The sequence below is a fragment of the Bradyrhizobium sp. LMTR 3 genome (assembly GCF_001693485.1).
In the GTDB taxonomy this organism is placed as follows: domain Bacteria; phylum Pseudomonadota; class Alphaproteobacteria; order Rhizobiales; family Xanthobacteraceae; genus Bradyrhizobium.
In genome coordinates, this window is the sequence record NZ_MAXC01000012.1 from 495,035 (window position 1) to 521,031 (window position 25,997).

20 protein-coding genes and 1 tRNA gene are annotated in these 25,997 nt (G+C 62.6%); 9 read left to right on the forward strand and 12 right to left on the reverse strand.

What is annotated here, in order from left to right:
* The first annotated feature begins 104 nt into the window (after nucleotides 1–104).
* From LMTR3_RS11945 to LMTR3_RS11955, 3 genes are read left to right on the forward strand one after another with little or no spacing between them, the layout of a single operon-like run.
* The gene (locus tag LMTR3_RS11945) at nucleotides 105–1,277 is read left to right on the forward strand and encodes an efflux RND transporter periplasmic adaptor subunit (protein ID WP_065745215.1); all 1,173 of its coding nucleotides are present in this window, start codon (nucleotides 105–107) and stop codon (nucleotides 1,275–1,277) included.
* Nucleotides 1,274–4,420, forward strand: coding sequence for a multidrug efflux RND transporter permease subunit (locus LMTR3_RS11950; RefSeq protein WP_065745216.1), 3,147 nt, complete (start codon nucleotides 1,274–1,276; stop codon nucleotides 4,418–4,420). Before LMTR3_RS11945 ends, LMTR3_RS11950 begins: the two co-directional genes overlap by 4 nt.
* Before the next feature lie 56 nt (nucleotides 4,421–4,476).
* Nucleotides 4,477–5,043 (forward strand): invasion associated locus B family protein, encoded by a 567-nt coding sequence (locus LMTR3_RS11955; RefSeq protein WP_065745217.1) that lies wholly within the window; start codon nucleotides 4,477–4,479, stop codon nucleotides 5,041–5,043.
* 175 nt (nucleotides 5,044–5,218) lie between these two features.
* Here the strand turns inward: LMTR3_RS11955 and LMTR3_RS11960 are convergent, their stop codons facing one another.
* Entirely contained in the window at nucleotides 5,219–7,507 is a 2,289-nt protein-coding gene (locus tag LMTR3_RS11960; protein ID WP_065745218.1) for an arylsulfatase, read from the reverse strand.
* Nucleotides 7,508–7,648: 141 nt separating this feature from the next.
* On the opposite strand from LMTR3_RS11960, the gene LMTR3_RS11965 reads away from it, so the two are divergent.
* The gene (locus tag LMTR3_RS11965; RefSeq protein ID WP_065745621.1) at nucleotides 7,649–8,353 is read left to right on the forward strand and encodes a TetR/AcrR family transcriptional regulator; all 705 of its coding nucleotides are present in this window, start codon (nucleotides 7,649–7,651) and stop codon (nucleotides 8,351–8,353) included.
* 189 nt (nucleotides 8,354–8,542) lie between these two features.
* Nucleotides 8,543–8,616, forward strand: a tRNA-Gln gene (locus LMTR3_RS11970).
* Between the two features lie 345 nt (nucleotides 8,617–8,961).
* Here the strand turns inward: LMTR3_RS11970 and LMTR3_RS11975 are convergent.
* Nucleotides 8,962–10,173, reverse strand: coding sequence for a transporter substrate-binding domain-containing protein (locus tag LMTR3_RS11975; protein WP_245319832.1), 1,212 nt, complete (start codon nucleotides 10,171–10,173; stop codon nucleotides 8,962–8,964).
* Between the two features lie 390 nt (nucleotides 10,174–10,563).
* Here LMTR3_RS11975 and LMTR3_RS37450 point away from each other — a divergent pair, with 390 nt between their 5' ends.
* On the forward strand, nucleotides 10,564–10,875 hold the full coding sequence (locus LMTR3_RS37450; RefSeq protein WP_141686562.1) for a hypothetical protein: 312 nt from the start codon (nucleotides 10,564–10,566) through the stop codon (nucleotides 10,873–10,875).
* Between the two features lie 132 nt (nucleotides 10,876–11,007).
* On the opposite strand, the gene LMTR3_RS11985 is transcribed toward LMTR3_RS37450, so the two are convergent.
* The 10 genes from LMTR3_RS11985 to LMTR3_RS12030 form a co-directional block, all read right to left on the reverse strand.
* Nucleotides 11,008–12,216 (reverse strand): cytochrome P450, encoded by a 1,209-nt coding sequence (locus LMTR3_RS11985; protein ID WP_065745220.1) that lies wholly within the window; start codon nucleotides 12,214–12,216, stop codon nucleotides 11,008–11,010.
* 120 nt (nucleotides 12,217–12,336) lie between these two features.
* Nucleotides 12,337–13,287: a catechol 2,3-dioxygenase gene (locus LMTR3_RS11990; RefSeq protein ID WP_065745623.1), complete on the reverse strand. Its 951-nt coding sequence runs from the start codon at nucleotides 13,285–13,287 to the stop codon at nucleotides 12,337–12,339.
* 142 nt (nucleotides 13,288–13,429) lie between these two features.
* A complete protein-coding gene (locus LMTR3_RS11995) occupies nucleotides 13,430–14,275 on the reverse strand; it encodes a substrate-binding domain-containing protein (RefSeq protein ID WP_084029606.1) in 846 nt (281 codons plus the stop codon).
* Between the two features lie 7 nt (nucleotides 14,276–14,282).
* Complete coding sequence (locus LMTR3_RS12000) at nucleotides 14,283–14,975, reverse strand: 4-carboxy-4-hydroxy-2-oxoadipate aldolase/oxaloacetate decarboxylase (RefSeq protein WP_065745222.1); 693 nt, start codon at nucleotides 14,973–14,975, stop codon at nucleotides 14,283–14,285.
* The gene (locus tag LMTR3_RS12005) at nucleotides 14,972–15,697 is read right to left on the reverse strand and encodes a PIG-L deacetylase family protein (RefSeq protein ID WP_065745624.1); all 726 of its coding nucleotides are present in this window, start codon (nucleotides 15,695–15,697) and stop codon (nucleotides 14,972–14,974) included. Before LMTR3_RS12005 ends, LMTR3_RS12000 begins: the two co-directional genes overlap by 4 nt.
* Before the next feature lie 56 nt (nucleotides 15,698–15,753).
* On the reverse strand, nucleotides 15,754–16,761 hold the full coding sequence (locus LMTR3_RS12010; protein ID WP_065745223.1) for a Bug family tripartite tricarboxylate transporter substrate binding protein: 1,008 nt from the start codon (nucleotides 16,759–16,761) through the stop codon (nucleotides 15,754–15,756).
* 14 nt (nucleotides 16,762–16,775) lie between these two features.
* The gene (locus LMTR3_RS12015; RefSeq protein ID WP_065745224.1) at nucleotides 16,776–17,645 is read right to left on the reverse strand and encodes an amidohydrolase family protein; all 870 of its coding nucleotides are present in this window, start codon (nucleotides 17,643–17,645) and stop codon (nucleotides 16,776–16,778) included.
* Nucleotides 17,646–17,679: 34 nt separating this feature from the next.
* Complete coding sequence (locus LMTR3_RS12020; RefSeq protein ID WP_245319833.1) at nucleotides 17,680–18,405, reverse strand: TetR/AcrR family transcriptional regulator; 726 nt, start codon at nucleotides 18,403–18,405, stop codon at nucleotides 17,680–17,682.
* 162 nt (nucleotides 18,406–18,567) lie between these two features.
* Nucleotides 18,568–19,827: an MFS transporter gene (locus LMTR3_RS12025; protein ID WP_065745625.1), complete on the reverse strand. Its 1,260-nt coding sequence runs from the start codon at nucleotides 19,825–19,827 to the stop codon at nucleotides 18,568–18,570.
* Between the two features lie 86 nt (nucleotides 19,828–19,913).
* Nucleotides 19,914–21,815, reverse strand: a complete 1,902-nt coding sequence (locus tag LMTR3_RS12030; protein ID WP_065745226.1) for a putative bifunctional diguanylate cyclase/phosphodiesterase — start codon at nucleotides 21,813–21,815, stop codon at nucleotides 19,914–19,916.
* Nucleotides 21,816–22,269: 454 nt separating this feature from the next.
* Between LMTR3_RS12030 and LMTR3_RS12035 the strand changes: the two genes are divergently transcribed.
* From LMTR3_RS12035 to LMTR3_RS12045, 3 genes are all read left to right on the forward strand, one after another.
* A complete protein-coding gene (locus tag LMTR3_RS12035) occupies nucleotides 22,270–24,033 on the forward strand; it encodes an ATP-binding protein (protein ID WP_141686563.1) in 1,764 nt (587 codons plus the stop codon).
* 215 nt (nucleotides 24,034–24,248) lie between these two features.
* Nucleotides 24,249–24,833 (forward strand): peroxidase-related enzyme, encoded by a 585-nt coding sequence (locus LMTR3_RS12040; protein WP_065745627.1) that lies wholly within the window; start codon nucleotides 24,249–24,251, stop codon nucleotides 24,831–24,833.
* A 129-nt stretch (nucleotides 24,834–24,962) separates the two neighbouring features.
* A complete protein-coding gene (locus LMTR3_RS12045; protein WP_065745227.1) occupies nucleotides 24,963–25,313 on the forward strand; it encodes a hypothetical protein in 351 nt (116 codons plus the stop codon).
* Nucleotides 25,314–25,997 lie beyond the last annotated feature (684 nt).

Here is a 25,997-nt window from a genome sequence, read left to right on the forward strand (position 1 = left end):
CAAGCGCTCGTGCATGTACGCCCCGAGGGCGCCGAGACAATATCTGTCTCCGCAGGGAACCGTTCTGGGTGCCATTGCCTGTTTTCCGAAACAAGTAGGTCGGCATGTCGAGATCACGCACCATCATTTGGGTATTGCTGGTCACAGCGATTGCCGGGCTGGGCTATTTGGGCTGGCAGCGATTCCACGGCGAGGAACACCCGGCGCAGGCTGACGTCGGGAAGCGCACGCCGGCCCGCACCGCCGTCCCCGTCAAGACTGCCCCGGTCGAGAAGGCCGATTTTCCGGTCTATTTGACCGGGCTTGGCACCGTGCAAGGTTTCAACACCGTCGTAGTGCGCAGCCGCGTCGACGGCCAGATCAACAGGATCGCCTTTCAGGAGGGCCAGTTCGTCAAGGAGGGCGATACCCTGGTCGAGATCGATCCGCGGCCGTTCCAGGCCGCGCTCGATCAGGCCAAGGCCAAGAAGGCGCAGGACGCAGCCAATCTCGCCAATGCCAGTCTCGATCTGCAGCGCTCTACCAGGCTCGGGGAATTCGCGACCCGGCAACAGACCGACACGCAGCGCTCGACCGTCGCGCAACTGACGGCGCAGGTTGAGGCCGACACGGCCGCGATCTCCAACGCCCAAACCCAGCTTGATTACGCTACCGTCAAGGCACCGATTTCCGGTATCGCCGGGCTGCGCCAGGTCGATGTCGGCAATATCGTCAATGCCGCAACCCAGACCGGCATCGTCACCATTGCCCAGATCGAGCCGATCGCGGTGATCTTTACCGCGCCGGAAGACCAGTTGCCGGATATCAAGGCAGCGCTGGCCACCGCTCCTCCTCGGACCATCGCGCTCTCCACCGACGGAAAGCGGGTGCTGTCCACCGGCACGCTCTCGCTGATCAACAACCAGGTCGACACGTCGAGCGGGACGATCAGGCTCAAGGCGGTATTCGACAACAAGGATCACGCACTGTGGCCCGGCCAGTCGGTTTCGACGCGGCTGCTCGTTGCGACGCTGAAAAACGCCACCGTGATTCCGGATGACGCTGTTCAGCATGGCGCCGATGGTCTCTACGCCTACGCGGTCAACCAGGACAACAAGGCCGAGCTTCGCAAGATCAAGGTGACGCGCTCAGTCGACGGCCGCTCGGTGGTCGATGAGGGACTTTCGCTCGGCGAGCAGGTGATCACGGCAGGCCAATTCAAGGTTCAGCCGGGCTCGCTCGTGACCACGGCGGTCGCCAGCTCCGATCCGGCCCAAGCCAAGGTTGCCCAGGAATGAGCGGCGGAATCTCCGCGCCCTTCATTCGCTACCCGATCGGCACCTCGCTGATGATGGCCGGCATCATGTTCATCGGCCTCGTCGCCTACCCGCTGTTGCCCGTCGCCCCCCTGCCGCAAGTCGACTTCCCGACCATCCAGGTGACCGCCAACCTGCCGGGCGGCAGCCCGGAAACCATGGCCTCGTCGGTGGCGCAGCCGCTTGAGCGCCAGTTCGCGCAGATTCCGGGCGTCGCGCAGATGACGTCGACGAGCTATCTCGGCACGACCGCAGTCAACATCCAGTTCGATCTCAACCGCTCGATCGACGCGGCCGCCAACGACGTGCAGGCCGCGATCAATGCGGCCAGCGGCCAGTTGCCGAAAAACCTCCCCTCGCCGCCGATCTACCGCAAGGTCAACCCGGCGGATTCGCCGATCCTGATCATGGCGGCGACTTCGGACACGCTGCCGCTCACGACAGTCAGCGACTCCGTGGACGCCCAGCTCGCGCAGCAGATCAGCCAGATCTCAGGCGTCGCCCAGGTCATCATCGGCGGCCAGCAGAAGCCGGCGATCCGCATTCAGATCGACCCGGGGAAACTCGTCGCCAAGGGCCTGTCACTGGAGGACGTGCGCAGCCAGATCGCGATCACGACCGTTGACAGCCCCAAGGGTAATATCGACGGCGAGCGGCGTGCTTACACCATTTACGCCAATGATCAGCTAACGGATTCCAAGGACTGGAACGACGTCATTATCGCCTATCGCAATGGCGGTCCGTTGCGGATCCGCGATATCGGCCAGGCCGTCACCGGCCCGGAGGACGCCAAGCAGGCGGGCTGGGCCAACGGCAAGCGCGGCGTATTCCTGGTGATATTCAAGCAGCCCGGCGCCAACGTCATCGAGACCGTCGACCAGATCAAGGGGACGCTGCCCCGGCTGCTCGCTGCGCTCCCACCGGCTATCAAGGTCGAGGTGATGAGTGATCGCACCACGACGATCCGCGCCGCGGTCGAGGACGTGCAATTCACCATGCTGCTCACGATCGCGCTGGTCGTGATGGTGATCTTCATCTTCCTGCGCAATTTCTGGGCGACGGTGATCCCGGCGGTGACGGTGCCGTTGGCGCTGCTTGGCGCCTGCGCGCTGATGTGGCTGTGCGGCTATTCGCTCGACAATCTCTCGCTGATGGCGCTGACCATCGCCGTCGGTTTCGTGGTCGACGACGCCATCGTGATGCTGGAAAATATCACGCGCTATGTCGAGAAAGGCGAGAAGCCGATGGCCGCCGCCTTCAAGGGCGCCAGAGAGATCGGCTTCACCATCGTATCTATCAGCATCTCGCTGATCGCGGTGCTCATCCCGCTCTTGCTGATGGGCGGCATCATCGGCCGGTTGTTCCGCGAATTCGCGGTTGTGCTCGCAATGACCATCTTCGTGTCAATGGTCGTGTCGCTGTCGCTGACGCCTATGATGGCCTCGCGCTTCCTGCGCGCGCATGGCGAAGTCAGGCACGGCCGGCTCTACCAGTGGAGCGAGCGCGGCTTCGACGCAATGCTGCGCTTCTATGAACGCGGCCTCGACCTTGCGCTGCGCTGGAAGTTCGCGACCCTGATGGTCTTCTTCGCAACGCTGGGATTGTCGGTCTACCTGTTCGTCATCATTCCCAAGGGATTCTTCCCGCAGCAGGACAACGGCCTGATCACGGCCACCTCTGAGGCCGGTCAGGATATTTCCTTTGCCGAGATGAAGCGGCGTCAGGAGGAACTTGGAAAGATCGTGCAGGCCGATCCCGATGTAGCCACGGTCGCCATGGTGATCGGCGGCAGCGGCCGGGCCGGCAATAACGGCAATCTCTACATCACGCTGAAGCCGCGCGACGAGCGCAAGGCATCCGCGCAGCAAATCATCGCGCGCCTGCGTCCGCAGCTCGAGAAAGTCGACGGCGCCCGTCTCTATATGCAGGCAGCGCAGGACGTTCGGCTCGGCGGCCGGCCGACGCGAACCCAGTTCGAGTTCACGCTGCAGGACGCGAACTTGGCCGAGCTGAACGAATGGGCGCCGAAGATTTTGGCGAAGATGCAGACGCTGCCGGAACTGCGCGACGTCGCCACCGACCAGCAGACCAACGGCACCACGCTGGAGCTTAAGATCAACCGCGACACCGCCGCGCGCTACGGCATCCAGCCGCAACTGATCGACGACACGCTCTATGACGCGTTCGGCCAGCGCCAGGTGACCCAGTATTTTACCCAGCTCAACACCTACAAGGTGGTGCTCGAAGTGCTGCCGGAATTGCAGGGCAGCCTCGACACGCTGAACAAGATCTACGTAAAGTCACCCGCGACCGGCGACCAGGTGCCACTGTCGACGTTTGCGACCTGGACCAGCGTGCCGGTGCGGCCGCTGTCGATCAGCCATCAGGGCCAATTCCCGGCAACCACGATCAGCTTCAATCTCGCGCAGGGCGTGGCACTGGGCCAGGCGACCGACGCGATTCAAAAAGCGATGGTCGAGCTTGGCGCGCCGACGACGCTCAATTCGAGCTTCCAGGGCACGGCGCAGGCATTCCAGCAATCGCTCGGCACGGTGCCGCTGTTGATCCTCGCAGCGCTCGTGGTGGTGTACCTGATCCTCGGCATTCTGTACGAAAGCTACATCCACCCGATCACGATCCTGTCCACGCTGCCGTCCGCCGGCGTCGGTGCGCTCGCCATCCTGATGCTGTTCGGATTCGATTTCAGCCTGATTGCCCTGATCGGGATCGTGCTTCTGATCGGCATCGTGAAGAAGAACGGCATCATGATGGTCGACTTCGCGATCACGGCCGAACGTGACGAGCAGCTCGAGCCCGAAGCCGCGATCCGGAAGGCGGCGCTATTGCGATTCCGCCCCATCATGATGACGACGATGGCGGCGATGCTCGGCGGGGTGCCGCTAATGCTCGGTACCGGCACGGGATCGGAAATTCGTCAGCCGCTCGGTTATGCCATGGTCGGCGGCCTGCTCGTCAGCCAGGCGCTGACGCTGTTCACGACGCCGATCGTCTATCTCTATCTCGACCGGCTTTCGAACGCGTTTGCCCGCTGGAGCCGTTCGACCGGTTCGCACCATGATGAGCATCCGGACGCACACGGCTCGGTCAAGCAGGCGGCCGAATGACTTGACTTTGCCCGGCAACCGACACTACCGAAGGTAGTTTCATTCGGAGCCGTTCAGTGAAAATTTCAATCAAATTGGCGGTTGTTGCCGCAGCACTACTCGGCATGTGCGGCCATGGCCAAGCCCAGGCGGTCAAGACCAAGAATACTGCGCCCACGGCGCAGGCAACGCCAGCTCCCTCCGCCGGCCCGGCCGAGGGCGCCAATACGTCCGCGCCTCCCGGATGGGTTGCGCGGTGCAGCAGCGCCGGCCGCGGCGCGCCACTCGAATGCGCGATCGAGCAAAGCGCCGTCCTGACCAAGACCGGTCAGTTGATCGTGCTGATCAGTATCCGCGTATCGGCCGAAACCCGCGCACCGGTCGGTATCGTGCAATTGCCGCTCGGGCTCAACCTGCCAGCCGGAGCCAAGCTCCAGGTCGACGATGGCATGACGTCCGACCTGCAGGTTCAGACCTGCGAGGCACGCGGCTGTTACGCCAACGCCCAGATTTCGCCTGACATGCTGGCCGCGTTGAAATCCGGCAAGCAGTTGAAGGTCTCGTTCCAGAATATGGCCAAGGAAACAATCACGATTCCCATGCCGCTGGCGGATTTCGCCGCGGCGTATGAGAAGATCAAGTAAGGCAGGCAGGTTTCGTCGGTTGCGAAGAGCAGCGTGACGCCGTCGCCGCACACAAGGTGTCATTCCCCGCGCAGGCGGGGAATCCAGTACGCCGCGGCTTATCGTTTCAATTATTAGCGTCTCTGGGATACTGGATCGCCCGCATGCGCGGGCGATGACAACTTAGGATTGGCGGCTACTGCCGCGCCATCTCCGCCGCACCTACGCCCTGGCCATCCAGCTTCTGGTCGGCATGCATGTCGACGGTCACCTTCAGCAACCGCCCGGTGAATTCGAACGGCGCCTCGTAGTGCGAGACCGGGCTGGAGCGGTCGCGGCCGATGTCGAGGCCGGACCACGAGATGAAATTGTTGAAGGCAAGCTGGGTCTGGATCGAGCCTGCGGCCTCACCGTCGATCAGCAGCGTATAGGCGGTCACGCCGGTGCGGGAGCCCTTGGCCGGCGGCTCCTTGCGCACCAGACGCTCGACATGCACGCCGAGCCGGTGCGCGCCTGACGGCACCTTGCGATCGGAGGTCACGATCTCATGGCCGCCGCCGATATTGAGATCGTGCACCAGCAGGCCGTCCTTGATGTAAAGGCTGTAGCCCGAGGTCGCATCGCCATGGGCGATCAGCACGCCCTCGGCGCCTTCATCGCCGATTTCCACATGGGCTTCGATGGTGTAGCTGCGGCTTCGGACATCGGGCGCGACGTCGGTCGGCACGTGTCCCATGCCGGCGTGGAACGTGAACTTGTTGCGCGCGCCGTGGAAACGCGCCGCGTTCTCCGCAAAGCGCGGGCCGAAGCGGTCGTCGAGCGGCAGCACGTTGTGCTTTTCGGCCTCGCTCCACCACAGCTTGATCATCGCCTCAAGCCGCTCAGGATGCTCGGCTGCTAGATCGTCCGTTTCCGAAAAATCCTGCGCAAGGTGGAACAGCTCCCATTTGTCATTCTCGAACGGCGTGCCCGAGGGATGGAAGGAGACCGCCTTCCAGCCGTCATGCCAGAGGCCGCGATGCCCGAACATTTCAAAATACTGCGGCGAGGATTTTGATGGCGCCGACGCATCGGCAATTGAACGTACAAAGCTCTCGCCTTCGAGCGGCATCTGGGGAACGCCGTTAACTTCCGAAGGCGTCTTGATGCCGATCAGGTCGAGCAGGGTCGGCGTCAGGTCGCAGGCGTGAACGAATTGATGGCGCACCTCGCCTTTCGCTGCAATCCTCTTCGGCCAGCTCACGATGAAGGGATCGCGGATGCCGCCGCCATGGGTGTTCTGCTTGTAGCGGCGCAGCGGCGTGTTCGACGCCATCGCCCAGCCATGCGGAAAATTGCTGTGCGAGTCGGGTCCGCCGATATCGTCGATCCGCCGCAGTTTTTCCGCCATCGGCTCGGGGCGGAAGTTGTACGGCCCCATTGCGTTGACGAAGCCCCACGGCCCGCCCTCCTGGCTGGCGCCATTGTCCGACAAGACCAGGATCAGCGTCTCGCCGCGGATGCCGGCCTTGTCGAGAAAGCCGATCAGCCGGGCCAGATGCTGGTCGGCGTGATCGAGCATGCCGGCGAAGGCCGCCTGCAGGCGCGTGAACACACGCTTTTCGTCGGCGCTATGCTCGTCCCATGCCTTCACGCCGTCGTTGCGCGCGGGCAATCGGGTTTCCCGCGGCACGATTCCCATCGCCTTCTGCCGCGCGATCCTCTGCTCGCGCTCGACATCCCAGCCATGAGCGAACATCGGGTCGTAGCTCTTGATGATATCGATGGGCGCCTGATGCGGCGCGTGGCAGGCGCCAAGCGCCACCCAGGTAAGCCACGGCACATCAGGCCGGTCGGCGGTGTGGTCGGCGATGAAGCGGATCGACTGCTCGATCAGATCGGACGTCAGGTGATAGCCGTCCGCATAGATGCCGGGTGGATCGATATGGGTATTGTCGGATACGAGCTCCGGCGCAAACTGATCGGTCTCGGCATCAAGGAAGCCGTAGAACCGATCGAAACCGCGCCCCAACGGCCAGCCGTCAAATGGCCCGGTCGCGCCGCTTTCGGTCAAAGGCGTGACGTGCCATTTGCCGACCATGTAATTGCGATAGCCATGCGGCCGCAGCATTTCCGCCAGCGTCCCCGCCTCGCGCGCGATCTTGCCGCGATAGCCGGGATAGCCGCTATCGAAATTGGCGAGACAGCCGACGCCGACCGAATGATGGTTGCGGCCGGTCAGTAGCGCCGCACGCGTCGTCGAACACATCGCCGTGGTGTGGAAGCCTGAATAGCGCAGGCCTTCGGCGGCAAGCTTGTCGATGGTCGGCGTGCGGATCGCAGAGCCGTAGCAGCCGAAATCGGAAAAGCCGACATCGTCGAACAGCACCACCAGAATGTTCGGCGCGCCTTCCGGCGGCTTGGCCGCCTGCGGCCACCAGGGTTTTGAGCCGGCCACTGTCTTGCCGATCGTGCCGCCGAACGGTTTTGCGCCACCTGCCGCCATGCTTTTCCTCCCGGTCTTTGGATGCGACCGCGGTTGATCCGCCGTTCGCCCGGCTCACGGCAACGCGCCAGCCGGAGCATTGCCAAAAACTATAATCCGAATTATCATTATGGTTACTTCGAGCGGAGACGCAAGTTCCAGATGCAGCCATCGGCCGAACTCGACCTTCCCGGCGTCACCCCGTCGCGGCAGAAACGCAGCCGCGAGACCACGGCCGCCCTGCTCCAGGCAGGTGCCGAGATGCTGCGCACCCACAGCCTCGCGGAATTGTCGATCGAAGCACTGTGCCGCCAAGTCGGCGCCACCGTCGGCGCGTTCTACAGCCGGTTCGAAAGCAAGGACGCCTATTTCAATGCGCTGATGGCGCTTACCGCGCGCGATGGCGAAAGCAGGCTGTCGCGGATGAAGGAGGACAAGAGGCTGGCCGATGCCGATCTTGCCGATCTCAGCCGCCTCCTCGTGCGCGGAACGATCGGCTGGATACGCAAGCACGAAGGCGTGCTGCGTGCCGCACTCCAGCACGACGACACACGGCCGGACCGCTGGTCGACCTTCAAGGGACTGGCGCGCGCCAACGTGGCGGACGCCACGCCAATCCTGCTTGGCGCGATGGGCCGGGGCAACAAGGCGGCGAAGACACGCGCCATCGCCTTCGGCTTTCAGGTCGTGCTGGGAACGCTGGTCAACGCCATCCTCAACGACCCCGGCCCACTGTCCATTCACGACCGGGAAATGGAGCAGCGGCTCGGCAGTTGCCTGCTGCTGTTGCTGCAGGCGGAGATGACGGCGCCGACGGATCGCAGTCCGCGCGGGCGCAAAAAGCCGGCTCGTCGTTCGCAGCGGTAACGCGCGGACCGCGGCAAGCGCTGCCCCGCCCCCCTGCAATTCGTTCGAAAATGCCCCTCCTTCCGCGCTTGCCAAGGCCCGGATCGAGCGAGTAGAACGACGCACCAGCGAAAGCGGCGATTTGCAAAATCCCGCTCCAGCCGATTGCCCGGACATCCATGTAAGACATTGATGTCATTGAGCAATTCTTGGGGAATGGTGTAACGGTAGCACAACAGACTCTGACTCTGTTTGTCTTGGTTCGAATCCAGGTTCCCCAGCCAGACTCGGCAATCCCACCAACGATTTGATCCGAACGAGCTTTGGCCGCCGACGATGAACCGTCGAGTTGATCTTGGACCGGATCGCCGATTCGATGCTCGACGAAGCGGATGAGCCAGTCCTGCCCCCACCGTGTCGAAGAACGATCGGATGTCGGGCGTCCAAATATGAAGTTCACCGGTGTTCAATGGCGACCACGAGCGCGTCATTGCGCACGCGCTCGACTCCCATCTCGCCGGTTATAGGACCCTCAACGGCCCGTCGTGCATGCGACTGTTCCGGTCGGATAAGCCCCCCGCGGAAGTTGAGAGACCACAGAAAGCCGATGGGGGTCGCAACTGTGCACCTTAGGGAGATCGTGCATTTCCAAGGGTTTGGAATAGCGTTTGTCGCCACCAATCGCTTTCGATCTGATCGAGCACGGCAAGATCGAGCATGGGCCGCAATGTGCTGCCTTTCGGCAGCACGATCGCATAGCTCTCGCTGCTGAAGCTGGTGTCTACAATACGAACCGAGGCTGAGAAGTCTTTCCGAGCGACCCAGGTCAGAAGCGGCTTGTCATGGACGAAGGCATCGATCGAGCCGCGGCTCAATGCAGATAGGCCGCTTTGAAGGTCTGGAAACGCTCGAAAGGAAAGCTGCTGACGAGTGAGGTAGTCGGTCGTCGCAGAGTTGGCGACGGCGCCGACGCGCACGGATCGCAGGTCGCTGAAACCGTGAACCGCGCCTTCGAGCCCTCGGCGCGTGAGTGTGGAGGTGATGCCTGCCGTGAACACGGCTATGGCGATAACGGAAGCGATCATCCACCCGGTTGCGACGATCCGCCCTGGAAGCGTTGCTGGTGCATTCTGGGCAGCGCCCGCCTGTGTCATGGCAATGGTCGACCACCAAAAGCTGGAGCCGAGCCCCTTGGCTCCCCCGCCGAAATGTTCCGTTTTCCGGCGTTCCAGCAGCCAAATAAGGAAGCCGACCGCCATCGCAAAACAAAGCAGTACCGTGACAGCCTGGAAGAATCCGAAGGAAAGAAGCGCCCTCCCGATCGACACCCAAGCACTTTCATGGATCGGCACCGCAATCCCGAGTCCGGTGTTGTAGAAGGGTTGGGTAAAATCGACGCTGCGTGCGCGCCCGGCGGTCACAGTTACCGCTGCGACACCGGCGTCGAGGGTGCCCTTCGCAACTTCATCCAGCAGGTCCTGCACGTTCTGGGTCTCGACCAAGCGAAAGCGTAGATCCGCTCCAGCAGCGATCTTTCTCCAGAGTTCGATGCTGATACCGCTCCAGTTCCCGTCCGGCTGCTTCATCGCGAAGGGCGGCGCTTCCTTGGTCGCCACTACCAGCTCTCTGTCAGGGATTGTGCCTTGGGCTCGAACCACGCCGCAGCCGAGTGCAAGCACGGCCAGCAACAGAAGGCATAGCAGGACCGGCCGAAGTGACGAGATCGCTGGTTCGCCTTGAGAGGCCCGATGTCGCTGCTCAAAACGTCCAACGGATTCTTGAGCGATATCCAGCGACGCGCCGCGGTGCGAAACTGCAGCAGGTTCCTCGAACGAACTCATAGCGGGCCTCAATTATCGAGATCGACCGACGAAAGCATTGCTATTTGGCGGCATTTCGTCTGACGGGCGCCGACCAGCTAGCCCGGTGTGGAACTTTCGAGAAAGGGGTGACGCATTGAAAATCGGCTTCAACTTTCGCTTAGCCCGCCCCTTCGCCTTGGCGCCCTTCCCCGCGATCACCTGCTGGCATCTACCATGCGCAACAATGCTGGAAGTGCGCGATGACCCAGATGCGCCGGCTGCAGCTCTCGCCGCGTGAATGCGACAGCTTAGCGAAACGGGAGGCCTCCGGGACTCTACATAGGGGCTCGCCCCTAAGGCATGGAGCGAAATTGCCGAGTTTGTTTGTTGTGTTTACCGTTAGGCCGTCCATCGCTCAGGAGATGGCCCATGCGCACCAACTCGTTACTGACGGTAGGTCGTCCGCTCCCCTCAGGCATGCGGTCCAGTAATCTCTGGAGTTTGGTCATGGCAGTTTGCCGCGATGCTAACGCCAATCCTCCGCGTCCTGCTTCCGGCCATGAGCATGAGAAAGCAATGCCATGGCTTCGCGGCGAAACGCCATTTGCCTGCGAGTTCTGCGGTGATCTCGTTACACTTGAGAAGGCGAAGCTGCGGGACGATATCAGAGGCCCCGATAAGGCTTGGAACGGCTTGCTCAAACTTCAAGAAGTAAGCGAAGTCGCACATCCTCCTGAGTGACGGGAGCAGATTCCCGATCTCGAACCGCTCTGCTCGACGGCGCGCTCTCGCGGTTCCCGTCGGTGCGTAGGTGCATAAAGCTTTTTCCGAGTCTGGCTGGGACTCCAGCTTCCCCAGCTAGCCGCGCTCTCATCACCCGCCCGCCACCACCGGCAACTCCGCGATCATGCGAATGCCCGGTCGTTTCCGCCAATGAATTTGTGACGGCTCAACCGCCAGCTTCAGCCGCGGCCAGCGCGTGAACAGCGCCTGCAGCGCGCACATTCCTTCGATCCGCGCAAGCTGGTGGCCGAGGCAGAAATGAATTCCCGTCCCGAACGCGAGATGCCGGTTCGGCCGCCGCTCGAGATCGAGGCGTTCGGGACCCTCGTTCGCCTGCGGGTCGAGATTGGCCGCGACGATCATCGCCATCACCCGATCACCCTTCTTCAATTTCACGCCGTCCAGATCGACGTCATGGCGCACATAGCGCGGCTTTGAGAACTGCACCGGCGAGACGAAGCGCAAAAATTCTTCCACCGCAAGGCCAGCGCGGCTCCAGTCCGCCGCCATCCAATCGCGCCGCGCAGGATCTTTCAGCAATTCGAACACCGATCCGCTGATCAGATGGGTGGTGGTCTCGGAGCCCGCCCCCAGCAAGAGAAACACCATCGAGACCATTTCGTCCGGCGTGATGCGCCCGCCTTCCTTCTCGACCCGCACAAGCTCGGCAATCAATCCTTCGCCGCCCTGTTCCCGGGCGACCTGCAGACGCACTTTCAGATAGCGCCGCATCTTCATCATTCCGCCGATCAACCGCAGAAAGCCGAACGCGTTGGTGAGATTCGCGATTGAATTGGCCCAGGCGATGAATTTCGGCCGGTCGGCCGACGGCAGACCGAGCAGTTCGCAGATCACCGCAAGCGGCAACATCCGCGCATAACGCTGCACCAGATCGGCGGGGCTGCCCGCCGCAAACAAGTCATCGGCGAGGCGATCGGCGATGGCGCGGATGTGTGGTTCCATGTCCATCACGGCTCGGCGACGGAACGCCTCGTCGACGATGTCGCGCAGCCGCGTGTGATCCGGCTCGTCCATCGTCAGCATGTTGTTGGCGAGCGTCCCGATTAGCGTCGGCATCCACCAGGGCAAGCCGACGAGCGAGCCTCCCTCCTTGCGTAGCGTGAAGGTCGCGCTGTCCTTCAGCACGCGCGCCGCCGCCTCATAGGTTGTGGTGACCCAGAGCCGGCCTAGAATGGGAAACTTCGTCGCGACGACAGGTCCGGATGACCGCAACAGGGCCACGCCTTTCCGGGGATCACGAAGAAAAGCCTCGCTGGAGAAATCCACAAGTTCTGCCATCGACCGCTCACGACGTCATTTGCACGTTCGCATCAAGATGGTGCGTAACATCGCGGCCGCAAGGCCGGTCATCTTTCCCACTTTTGACGTCCGCTGACCGAGGGCGGGCAAAACGTCGCCTCACACCGGCGGCGTGCCGTGGGTGTGAAACGACTCGATCGTCTTCAGCCCCCAGGCCTGCCCCTTCTTGCGCTCCTCTTCGGTCCAGACAATCGGCTTCCAGTCGGGCGCGAGAATGAGCCGGGCCCCCGCATTGGCGACTTCGACGCGGTTGCCGCCGGGCTCGTAGACGTAGAGGAAGAAGGTCTGCTGGATCGCATGCTTGTGCGGACCGGTCTCGATGTGGACGCCGTTCTCCAAAAAAATATCGGCAGCGCGCAGAATTTCCTCCCGGCTGTCGAGCGCGTAGGTGACGTGATGGAAGCGTCCGGCCTTGCCATAGTGATCGCGGGTATAGGCGAAGTCGTAGCTCTTGTTCGACATCGTCATCCACATTGCCGCTTCCGTGCCGTCGTTCAGCACGATCTGCTCGGTGGTGCGCAAGCCCAGATAGTTTTCGAAGAAGAGCCGGTTCGCCTTGATGTCGACGGCCAGGCAATTGAGGTGATCGAGCCGGCGGACATTGACGCCACGCGCCGGAAAGCGCTGCGCCTGGTTCTTCAACGCCGGCTGGAGCTCGGGCGGCGCCTGATACCATTCGGTTTCGTAGTAGAGCTCGACGATATGACCATCAGGGTCGCGACAGCGGAACGTCGGCCCCTGCCCCATATCGCCATCGATCCAGCCGATGTCGAATCCCGAGCCTTTCAGCGCGGCGACGCGACGCTCCAGCGCCTGCGGGCTACGCGCGCGCAACGCCATGTGCTCCATGCCCGATGTTTTCGAGGCCGTCAGTTTCAGCGAATAGCGCTCGTAGTCGTCCCAGCCCCGCAGATAGACCGACTCGCCCTTCCGGCCGCTGACGGTCATGCCCATGACGTCGACGAAGAATTTCAGGCTCTCGTCCGGTTTCGGCGTCAGCAGCTCCATATGGCCGAGATGGGCGAGATCGAAGATCGGCTCGGGGGTCATTGCTTGCTCCAGTGTGACCACATTCAAGGAGGTCATACCCCGCGAAGGCGGGGTATCCAGTACGCCGAGGCTCTTCGGTCAACCCGACCTTCTCGGCGTACTGGATCATCCGCCTTCGCGGATGATGACGGCTGTGCGGGGACTACCAAAGTGCCCGCGTTACATCGTCGAACAACTCCTCCACCGCATACGCGCGCGGAATAAGCTTTTGCTGCGCGGAGTAATCGATAATCAATTGCAGCGAACGTTGCATTTCGTCCCGGCTGAAGCGCGGCGCTGCCGGCGAGACCGCGGCGGACTCGGCAAGCAGCCGATGCACCTCCCGTACAGCATCCGGATGTTCGTCCGACAATCTCCGGCTCACCACCACCATATGGTTGATCGGCACCACCCCGTGCTTCCCAAACCAAGCCTTCTCTTCAGCAGCAGCATCGGCAAACAGCGACTTCAAATCCGGATGATCCGATTTCTCGCCGAGCACCGCATCGAGTTCGCCGTCGATCAGCATCTGGACAATCTGCTTGCCCGCAGGCGCCCGCCTGGTCGTATCGACGAATTCGGCGACATGGGCGTCCTCGAACGTCACCCACTCGATCGAGTCGAGATCGACGCCATAGTCATTGGCAAGGATGCCGCGCAGCCATGCGCCGGTGGTCGTCGTGAAGGAGCGGATGCCGACCCGCTTGCCGTTGAGGTCGCGCGGCCCGAGCTTTCCCGCCTTCGCATTGTAAAGCGCATACCCGTGCTGAAACCGCGCCAGCACAACATCCGGCAGCAGCACCATCGGCTTGCCGAAGGATTTTGCCATCAAATAGGTGACGATCGCCATCTCCGAGACGTCGAACGCCCCCTCGCGGACCATCGGCTTGAAGCCTTTGTTGGTCGGCGAATACTGCGCGAAATCGAACGCGACCAGGTCCGACCCGATCGATCCGTTCTTCAGCGCGGTCGTGCCGGGATGGTCGCCGAGCAAGGTGCGCAGGCGCATCGCCACCTCAGTCCTCCTCCAGCTCGTCGACATAGACGAGCCCAGCCTTCGCCAGCGGCTCGCGCATACTGTACATGTCGAGCCCGAGCACACCCGCGGCGAGTTGCTGGCGCTTGCCCTCTTCGTCGGCGACGCGCTTCTCGCCCTTGAGGACGACATCGGCGGCGTCCTTGCGTCCGATCACCACGACGCCATCGTCATCGGCAACCACCACATCGCCCGGCTTCACATTGATGCCGGCGCACACCACCGGCACATTGACCGCACCGAGCGTCGCCTTCACCGTCCCCTTGGCCGAGATCGCCTTCGACCACACCGGAAAACCCATTTCGCGAAGCGATTTGGCGTCGCGAACGCCGGCATCGATGACGAGGCCTCTTACGCCGCGCGCTATCAGCGAGGTCGCGAGCAGATCGCCGAACATGCCGTCGGTATTGTCAGCCGTGCAGCCGACCACCAGAATATCGCCGGGCCGGCACTGCTCCACCGCGACATGGATCATCCAATTGTCGCCGGGCTGCGCCAGCACAGTCACGGCGGTGCCTGCCGTCTCGGCTCCGCTCCACACCGGGCGCAGATAGGGCTTCATCAAGCCGAAACGGCCATAAGCCTCGTGCGCGGTGGCGACACCGAGCGCACCCAACCGCTTCACGAGCTCGGGCTCTGTGCGCTTGATATTGCGGACGACGACCGTCTTCATGCCAATTCCTCTATCGCCATCGGGAACAGCCGCTGATAGGCCTCGCCATAGGTCATTGGCTTGCCGGTGTTGCGGCCACCCTGCACGCCTCGCTGCAGCGCGACCCGCTCGTAATAGGCCCACAGGTGCTTCTGGGCCGCGAGAATTTCGAACGTCTTGCGCTTGATATCCCAGACCTCGTCGATGTTGAGGATCACCTGCGGCTTGAAATTGCACATCTCCGGCTGATGCGGCTCGAACAGGAACACCGGCGGCGCCGAATAGGTGTATTTGGCGCCAGGCTTGTGACCCATCGCCTGCGCGACCACGCGGGTTTCCTGCGCGAAGTGCGCCGCGTTCGGATGATCGAAATTATAGGGATCCTCCAGCGCATGGGTCAGCACGAAGGACGGATTGAGCTCGCGGTAGATATCGACCATGCGGTCGAAATGCTTGTCCGTCAGCCGCAGCGGATAATCTCCCGCGTCGAAGAACTCGATTTCCGCGCCCAGCATCTCCGCCGCGCGCTGCGCCTCGTCGCGCCTTCCGGCCTTCACCTTGTCCATCGTCGCGCCGGACTCTTTCCAGGCGAACTGGCTTTCGCCACGCTCGCCGAACGAGAGGCACGCGATCTTGATGCGGTAGCCCTTCTTGGCGTGCAGCGCGATCGCGCCGCCCGCGCGCCAGACGAAATCGCCGGGATGCGCCGTAACCACAAGGCCCGTTTTTCCAGCATTGCTCATGATCGGGATTTCCTCCTTCGATTGTTGCACGTTGCCGGCCGCACCCGGCAGCATGGCTACTGTCTGGCAATTCCTGCCCGCTCGATCACGTCAGCCCATTTGTCGATGTCGGCCTTCAGCCGTTCCTGGATTTCCTCGGGCGAGCTGGCCTTGGCCTCGATGCCGAGATCGAGCGCGCGCTTCTTCAAGTCGGCCATCTCGAGCACTTCACGCAGCGCGGCGTTGAGCGTCCTGATCACCTCCGGCGGCGTGCCCTTTGGCGCAAAGATAGCGTTCCAGGACCGGGCCTCGAAATCCCCGCCGCCGGCTTCCTTCACCGTCGGCACGTCGGGCAGGAACGTGGTGCGCACAGGCCCCGAAGACGACACGGCGATCGCCGCCTTGTCGACAATATGTGATCGCACCGCGCTGTAATTTTCGATCGCCATCTGGATATCGCCACGCAACAGCGCGATCAGCACTTCGGGCGAACTGCGAAACGGTACGATCGTAACATCGACGCCGGCGGTCGATTTGAACAATTGCGCGGCGAGGTTCTGGGTCGATCCGACATTGATGGTGCCGACATTGAGCGTGCCGGGTTTTTGCTTCGCTGCCTTGATGAAGTCAGCCAGCGTCGGATACGGCGAACCAGCCTGGGTGACGAAGATGAAGTCGAAATAACCCATGCTCGAAACCGGCACGAAATCGGTCAACGGGTTGAACGTCAGGTTCTTGAACAGCGACACGGAAATCGCGGTGCCGTTGCTGAACAGCGCCAGCGTATGGCCGTCCGCGGGCGCGGACAGCACAGCGCGCGCCGCGTTGATACCCCCGGCGCCCGGCATGTTCTCGATGACGAAGCGCTGGCCGAGCTTTTCGCCGAGTCTTTCGGTAACGAGCCGCGCCGTGACGTCGGCGACGCCGCCCGCGCCGAACGGCAGGATCAGCCGCACCGGTCGGTTCGGATAGCTTTGCGCGCGGGCGATTTGCGGCAGCAACAGCGCTGCCGCCGCCAGCGCGGCCATGCCGGCGAACAACGCGCGGCGCCGGCTCAAGCTGTACTGGATTCGTTTGTTCGCCATCGCACGCGCTCCCTTCAAAACTCGAACAGCCGCGCCGGATTATCGACCAGAATCTTCTGCTGCAATTCCGGTTCCGGTGCAAACAGCGGAATGAGATCGACCAGATCGCCATCGTTGGGCATCACCTTCACGTTGGGATGCGGCCAGTCGGTTCCCCAGATCACGCGGTCCGGCGCCGTCTCGACGATGCGGCGCGCGAACGGCACCGCGTCGTGGAACGGCGGTCCGCCGGAGGACACCCGCTCGCAACCGCACACCTTCACCCAGCATTTCTCGTCACGCTTCATCAGATCGATCAGCGTCCGGAACGGAAGCTGGTCGAGACCGTCGGATGCCTTGACGCGCCCCATGTGATCGATGGTGTAACGCACCGGCAATTTTGCCAGCATCTCGGCGTATTCGGGCAAGTCGATCGCGTCGAAATGCAGGTCGATGTGCCAGCCGAGCGGCGCGACCATCGCGACGATACGATGGAACGCCGCCATGTCGGGCACCCCGCCGAGATGACGGACGAAGTTGAAGCGGCAGCCGCGGAAACCGCCCTCATGCAATTCGCGCAAGCCCCGCTCGGTGATGGTGTCGTCGATATTGGCGACGGCGCGAAACGTCCCGTTGCTGACGGCAATGGCATCGAGCGCCACGCGGTTGTCGGTGCCGTGCACGCTGGCATTGACGATGACGGCGCGACCGATTCCTAGCTTCGTGTGCAGCGTCCGGAAATCCTCGAGCGGCGCATCGGGCGGCGTATAGGGCCGGCCGGGCGCGTAAGGATATTTGTCGCCGGGGCCGAAGATATGGGTGTGTGCGTCACACGCCAGCGCCGGAAGCTTGAATTTCGGCGTTCGCGTGTTGGGATCGGGTCCGGGAATTGTGGGCTTGTTCATGGTGCCTTCTGCAGTGCTCGGTTCGGGCGGGTACCTAGTCGGGTGGATTTTCTTTCCGCTTTCGAGCGATACCTATCGCGTACGGTTGCATTGGCTTGGTCCGGCGTGACGCGCCGTCGATGTGATTGATGTCGGACGCCTGCAACGAGGCGACCGTCGCCGAGACGATTTGCTCGATCGCTTCCGCCATGTCGGTGCCGTCGGCTTCACCGCGGGATAGCCGCGTCACCCGCTCCGGATTGACGAGGGTGTAATAGAGCGCGCCGAGCAGGAACTGCGACCGCCAGACGATCGTCGTGCGCGGCAGATGCGGCAGGCTTTCCGCGATGGCATCGATGAATGCGTTGGTGGTGTCGTCGAAGATTTCCGCGATGATGCGGCCCACCACCGCGTTGCCTTCGGCCGACATCACCGCGCGCAGCCGCGTGAATCGCGCCCCGCCGCCGGCAAGGTCGCTGCTCGATGAAAACGCCGGCTGCACATAGGCGCGCACGATCGCTTCCAGCCGGTCCTGAATGTCGCGCACGCGCCTTGCAGCCACCAGCAGTTCGATGCGGCGCTTGTTCATCGGGCCGCAATGCCGCTTGTAAATTTCGAGCAGCAGCCCGTCCTTGCTCTTGAAGTGATAGGTGATGCTGCCGGGATTGGCTCCCGCCTCCAGCGCAATGTCGCGGATCGACACCGCATTGAAGCCGCGCGTCGAGAACAACAGCTCGGCCGCGCTCAGGATGGCTTCCCGCATGTTGGGGTTTCGCGTCATGGCATTTGCTTTCCGTTCTCGAGTTTTGTACATCTGTACAAAATATCAGGTCTAGTCAACAAACATCCTGGCAGCGCCCAGCCGCCATGACGCGTCGCACGGTGCTCAAAGCGGCTGACATCAAGGTGCAGTGAGACGCCCGCGCCGGCCGGCGGGGTCAGATCATCGCGCATTCGCCGGCGCGTGCACGTGCCAGAGATCGGCGCGCCAGTGCAGCACGATCGCCAGCATCAGCGCCAGACCGGCCGCCGCGTAGACGGTGCCGGTCGCTGCAAATCCGATCTCGTCGATCAGGCTGCCGGCGGCCAACAGACCGATCGGCAGGCCGTAGATCACCATCATGCGCACGCCCATCACCCGGCCGCGGAAATTCTCGCTCGCGGTCCGCATCAGAATGACGGCGATCGAGATCATGGCGAGGCTTTGCGAAAAGCCTGCCACCACCAGGCACACGATCGCGGTCGGCACGGTCTGCATCTGCACGAAGATCAGCAAGGTCGCGTACCAGACGACGGTCGCGCCGATCATCAGCCGCGCCACCCGGATATCGCGGATCAGGCTCAACACGATCGAACCGGCCAGCGAGCCGATCGCAAAACTCGCCGACAGATAGCCGAGCCCGGTCTGGTTGGTGCCGTAGATCGCCTTGGCGATATAGGGCAGTAGGCCGTTGGAAAGTGGATAGGCCGTGAGGTTGGCCAGAAATGCCACCCAGAGCGCGGCCTGCATCCGCGGCGTGGTCCAGACATAGGCGACCCCTTCCTTGAGATCGCGCAGCGGCGAGCGCTGCGACGCCTCGCTGGAAGCCTCGCCCGCGAGTTGCGGCTTTGCCGGCGCCACGATGCACAGCGTCAGCGCGGTTGCGGTAAGGTAGAGGCAGACGATCGCCACATAGGCCGGGCCCATGCCGAGCGAGGCAAACAAGCCGGCGCCGCTCAGCGCGCCGGCGATGCGCGCGGTATCCATCGTGGTGCGCGAGATGCTGATCGCCCCGATCAACTGGCCATGCGGCATGATGGTCGCAACCAACGCGCCGCGCACGCCAAGATCCGATGGGCGGACGATGCCCATCACGGCCGCGATGATAAAAACGAAAATCGGCGCGAGGTGGCCGGACAGCGCCAACGTCATCAGCACGGCGGCCAGCATCGCGTAGGTCGCGCGCATCACGCCTAACAGATCGCGGTGACCGATGCGGTCGCCGACGACGCCGAACATCGGCGCTACCAGCGTACCGACGTAGCCGAGTGAGGCGAACAGGGTAAGCAGCAGGACCGATCCGGTCTCGACCAGCACATACCAGCCGAGAATGAGCAGCTCCATCTCGAACGCCCACGAGGTGAGCAGATCAGCCGGCCATTGAAAACGGTAGTTCCTGACGCGGAATGGTGCGAGCGCGGAAGATCGCGCAGGCTCGCTCAAGATGCGTTGTCGCGATTCATCGCGGTCCACCCTGCTCTGTTTCTTGTTTTTTCCTTCTCCGTCGATAGCAAGCCGTGCCCGGCGTTTCAAGCAGCCGACATCGCCTTACCCCTATGCGTCACCAACAGTCGTCTCACCTCGGCGGCCGATATCGCGGGGCTGAACAAATAGCCCTGCATCTCGGTGCAGCCGAGGATGTACAGCAAGTTCCTTTGTTGTTCGGTTTCGACACCCTCCGCCGTCGTCATCATGTCGCTGGCGGCTGCGATATTCACCACGGCCTGGACGATCGACGAGGACGCGCCGGGGCCTGCGATGTCCCTGATGAAGGAGCGATCGATCTTGATCTTGTCGAACGGAAAGCGCTGCAGGTAGCTGAGCGAGGAGTAGCCGGTGCCGAAATCGTCCAGCGCGATCCGGACACCCAGCTTGCGCAACTGATGCAGCATGTCGAGCGCGGCCTCGTCGTCGCGAATGAGAACGGCCTCGGTGATTTCGAGCTCCAGCCTGCTCGCGGGAAGGCCGCAGGCGGCCAGCGCCGCGGCCACGTTCAGCGCCAGCGATTGGCTCCTGAACTGCACCGGCGACACGTTGACCGCGACGCGGACATGGTCCGGCCAGGTAACGGCCTCGGCACAGGCGGCATTGAGCACCCACAGGCCGAGCTGATTGATCAGGCCGCTGTCTTCCGCGATCGGGATGAATTCCGCCGGCGAGATCATGCCGCGTTCGGGGTGCCGCCACCGCAACAGCGCCTCGCAGGATGAGATCTTGCCGTCCTCGATATTGACCACCGGTTGGTAATAGGTCTCGAGGCTGCCGTCGCTGATCGCCCGGCGCAGCTCGAGCTCCAGGCTTCGCCGCGTTTTGGCGCGCTGATCCATGCCGGCCTCGAAGAAGCGGTAGGTTCGCCGTCCGTCGCCCTTGGCGCCGTAGAGCGCTAGGTCCGCACTCCTCAACAACTGGTCGAGGTCCACCCCGTCGCTGGGAGCAAGCGCTATTCCGATGCTGGCATCGGTGGTGATCAGGTGTCCCATGCATTCAAAGGGCTGCCTGATCGCCGAATGGATTTCATCAACGAGCCGAGTAGTTTCCGAGCGATCCTTGATGGGCATTTGAATGACGGCAAACTCATCGCCGCCGAGTCGGGCCGCCACGTCGGTTTCCCTCAAGCAACCGCGCAGGCGATCGGCAACGCCTTTGAGCAGTTCATCGCCGATCGGATGGCCGAGCGCGTCGTTGACACTCTTGAACTCGTCGATATCGATATAGAGCACCGCCAATTGCTCGCCCGGCCGCATCACCGTGAGTGAATGTTCCAGCCGCTCGCGGAGCAGGATCCGGTTCGGCAGGTCTGTCAGACCGTCGTAGTGCGCCAGATGCGCGATCTTCTCTTCCGCACGCTTGCGCTCGGTGATGTCTTCGATCGTAGCGACCCACCCGCCGCCCTTCAGCGGCCGGTTGATGATCTCGATCGCCCGGCCGCCCGGCGCTTCCGTAAGTTGGCGCGTGGCCTTGCCGAGCGACACTTTCTGAATGATCGCGTCGCAGAATGCATCGACGTCGCCATCGAAGGATCCGGTTTCCTTCCGGTGGGCGATCAGCCGCTGCATGGTGCAGCCGGGCTTCGCCACGTCGGGCGACAATCCGAACATGTCGAGATAGGGCTGGTTGCAAGTGATGATCCGCGCGGATGCATCATACAGAACAAGACCTTGCGGGATGTTGTTCACGGCGATCGAGAGCTGGCGCCGCTCGGCCACCAGCCGCCGATCAGTCAATCGTTCGCGCCGCAGCAAGTGTCCGGCGACTGCGGCCAGAGCGGCGACGAGCGCCAGCAGGACGCGTTCGCGAATGCTCCATGTCGAGACGGCAAATTGCGCGAGTACGGCCGCCGCGAGCAGGACAGCGCAGACAGCAAGCAGCGTAAATAGCCCGGCCTTATCGGCGGGACCGCCAGGCAATTTCTGGTCGCTTTCGATGCTCACCCGAGATGCTTCTCCGCGCGAAATCGCCAATCCGCAGGCGGTTGGCGATCGGTCATGCAGACGCAAGCCGGAATCCAGTTTTCCCGCCCAGCGATATTGGTACGAAGGACAAATGGAAGGCGCGTTACAACTTGCGGTTAGCAATCGGTTACGTCGATACACGGGCTGGCTCCAATCACCATCGCCACCAACAGGCTATCGAGAGGTGACCTTGGCTGGTTCTCTCCTTCGAAATGGTAAACGAGAGATTAATTCGTAGCAGAGCGCGCGCGACCCAGCAAATGCGAGAAAGCCCCGATTTTCCAAGCCTAACTCGCAATCGGAGCGTGGGATCGGACTCCGCTGCAAAAACGAATTCTGACCGGGATGCCGCTGATTTAGCTGATACGGAACCTCGCCGGCTTAACCGTTTCGCTAGTCGGGGCCGTCCATAATGCAGGCCAGACCCCAATTCATGAGATCCAGGTTCAACACCGTGACATCCTTCGGACGTGTGATTTCCGTGCGCGGCTCCCTCGCCCGGGTCGGACTTCTGGCGACAGGCCAGATGCCCCTTTCCGAAGTGCGCGCCACCGTCGGCCGCTTCATCAGTATTCGCTGTGCGACATCCACCACCATCATCGCCATGATTACCGAGGTTTCGTGCGAGAATCAGCCAAGCTCTGATGAGTACATGGCGACCGCATCGGTCGACCTGCTCGGCGAAATTTTCGGCGGCGACCGCCCGAAATTCCAACGCGGCGTCACCAATTATCCGACGATCGGCGACGCCGTCGACCTCGTCACGGCCCAGGACCTTCGCACCGTCTATGCGCCGAGCGGGTCGGACCAGATCAATGTCGGCACCCTGCAGCAGGACCGCTCGGTGATCGCCTATGTCGACGTCGAGGAAATGCTCTCCAAGCACTTCGCGGTTCTCGGCTCCACCGGCGTCGGTAAATCGACCAGCGTGTCGCTGCTGCTCAACGAGATTCTGAAGGCGCGGCCGAACCTGCGGGTTTTCCTGCTCGACGTGCACAACGAATATGGCCGCTGCTTCGGCGACCGCGCGGTCGTAATGAATCCGCGCAATTTGAAACTGCCGTTCTGGCTGTTCAATTTCGAAGAGATCGTCGACGTGCTGTTCGGCGGCCGCCCGGGCGTGCCGGAAGAACTCGACGTCCTCGCCGAAGTCATTCCGATGGCGAAGGGCATCTATACCCAGTACCAAAACTCCGACCGGCTCGGGCTCAAGCGCATGGAGCCCAAGTCGGTCGGCTACACCGTCGATACGCCGGTGCCGTATCGCCTTGTCGACCTGATCTCGCTGATCGACGAGCGGATGGGCAAGCTGGAGAACCGCTCCTCGCGCATCATCTATCACAAGCTGATCTCGCGCATCGAGACCGTGCGCAACGATCCGCGCTACGCCTTCATGTTCGACAACGCCAATGTCGGCGGCGACACTATGGCGGAAGTCATCAGCCATCTGTTCCGGCTGCCTGCCAACGGCCGGCCGATGACCATCATGCAGCTCGCCGGCTTCCCCGCCGAAGTCGTGGATTCCGTGGTGTCGGTACTGTGCCGCATGGCGTTCGATTTCGGCCTGTGGAGCGATGGCGTGTCGCCGCTGCTGTTCGTCTGCGAAGAGGCGCACCGTTACGCCTCGGCCGACCGCAACATCGGCTTCGGGCCGACGCGCAAGGCGGTGTCGCGCATCGCCAAGGAGGGGCGCAAATACGGCGTCTATCTCGGCCTCGTCACCCAGCGTCCGGCCGAACTCGACGCCACCATCATTTCCCAGTGCAACACGCTGTTTGCGATGCGCCTTGCCAACGACCGCGACCAGGCGCTCTTGCGCTCGGCGGTCTCGGACGCCGCCGCCAACCTGTTGTCGTTCGTGCCCTCGCTCGGCACCCGCGAAGTCCTGGCCTTCGGCGAAGGCGTGGCGCTGCCGACGCGGCTGCGCTTCAAGGAGGTTCCGGTGCATCAATTGCCGCGCAGCGAAGCCACGATCGCCACCGCGCCGTCGGTTTCCGCCGGCCACGACATGCATTTCGTCTCGGCCGTGCTGGATCGCTGGCGCGGCGCCACCTCGCACCGCGACGTGCCGAACGATCCCTCGATCAGCGACCGCCCCGCCGCCCGCGTCATGACGCCGGTCGAAGCGCCGATGCTGCAGCCCTCGATGGGGCTCGATCCCGACCGGTTCTCGCTGCTGAAAAAGCCGCTGCGCTGAGGCATGTCAGTTTTCGCGATTGCTCCGCGGGGGATGGTGTCCACTTCACCCGAAAACGCTAGAGCCATTTCTCCGTTTCGATGGAATCGAAACGGGGGCTCTAGATTTTTGATTTGACGCGTTTTCTTCACGCGAACCGGTTTCCACTTCGCTCGAAAACGCTCTATATGGTTCCGGCAACGCCGCATCGCGCGGCCTTTAGCCGGAACCCTTTCATGTCCAAGCCTGCCGCCAAACGATTTCAGCCGCCCGCCATCGACAAGCTGCCGGAGGATATCCGCACGCGAATTCTCGCGGTGCAGGAGAAGTCCGGCTTCGTGCCGAACGTGTTCCTGACGCTGGCCTACCGGCCCGACGAGTTTCGTGCCTTCTTTGCCTATCACGACGCGTTGATGGAGAAGGACAGCGGGCTGACCAAGGCCGAGCGCGAGATGATCGTGGTGGCGACGTCGGCCGCCAACCAGTGCCATTACTGCGTGATCGCCCACGGCGCGATCCTGCGCATCCGGGCGAAAAACCCCGTGATCGCCGACCAGATCGCGGTCAACTACCGCAAGGCCGACATCACGCCGCGGCAGCGCGCCATGCTCGACTTCGCCATGAAGGTGAGCCGGGCGGCGAACGAAGTCTCCGAGGCCGATTTTGCCGAGGTCGCCAGCCACGGCTTTTCCGAGGACGACATCTGGGACATCGCGGCCATTTCGGCCTTCTTCGCGCTGTCGAACCGGCTCGCCAACGTCACTGCGATGCGCCCCAACGACGAGTTCTACATGATGGGGCGGCTGCCGAAACAGGACTGAGCCTGGCGTCGTTACGGTTCCATCAGACGTTGCGGAGATGGATGGCTGTCCTGCGGCTGGCAAGATTTCATGTTGGAAACGCTGCCGCCGTGCTAAAAAGGCGGCAGGACTTTTCGTCGGACGAACGCAGTGAAAACCGAGCGGCCCATTATCACGGACGACGAGCACGTCGTGCTCAAGTTCCGGCCGCGTACCTCGGCCCACCCGCCGGGCGGGCGGGAAGAGCCCAGCCAGGCCACTCGTCAAGTCAAGGGGCCGCAAACCGCGAACGATCTGTCCCGCTACGAACGGTCGCGCGACGAGGGCGACGACTTCCGTCACCGCATGCTCGCCAACATCGCAGCGCTCGCCTTCACCGTGGCCTTGACCGCGATCGGCATCTGGCTTGCCGTGAGCATCGCCGATCTCCGCAAGACCCAGGATTGCGTCCTGATGGGCCGCCGCGACTGCGCAAGGATTTCAGTGGCGCCGCAGGGGTAGGCTCCTGTTTCGATGTTCAAGCAACAAAAGCTGTCATACCCCGCGAATGCGGGGTATCCAGTACGCTGCGGCTTCTCGGTTCTATCATCGACGTCTCTGGAATACTTGGTCACCCGCCTTCGCGGGTGACGACAACTGAATGTGCGTTAGCGTTCTCGCGACACGATGCGCCCGAGCTTTTGCAAATCGTTCGCCCCCCACAAGTGAGAGGGCGCAGGGAATGCCGGGTGCTTTGCTGCACCCGCGGTCTCGTGTGCAAATGCACTTAGGAAGTGCGCACACGAGCATACAGGTACAGCCGGAGCAGCCCGGCATTCCCTGCGCGATGGTTTGACGGCTTATGCCGCGCTCTCCCTGGAGACGAATTCCTCTTGCCTCCATCGCCGGCGGATTGAAGGTTCATCGAAACCCGGTCGGGTTTCGCAAACCTCCGCCGGCTTGACGCCAGCCACGGGCGCCAGGACCACACGGTTTTGCCGTACGCAGCTTCCTCTGCCAGAGACTTCGACCAGCCAAGTGCTTGCCAGCCGAAGACCTAACGGAGGCGTTTAAGCGCCGTACGTCCTGCGCGCTGTATTCGCTCACGACAAAGCCGCCCTGCGATCACATCCACGCGCCCGACGCTGCCGCGTCCACCGCAACCCGTCCCAACGTTCGTGACGATGGCCAACGCCCCTCTTCTTC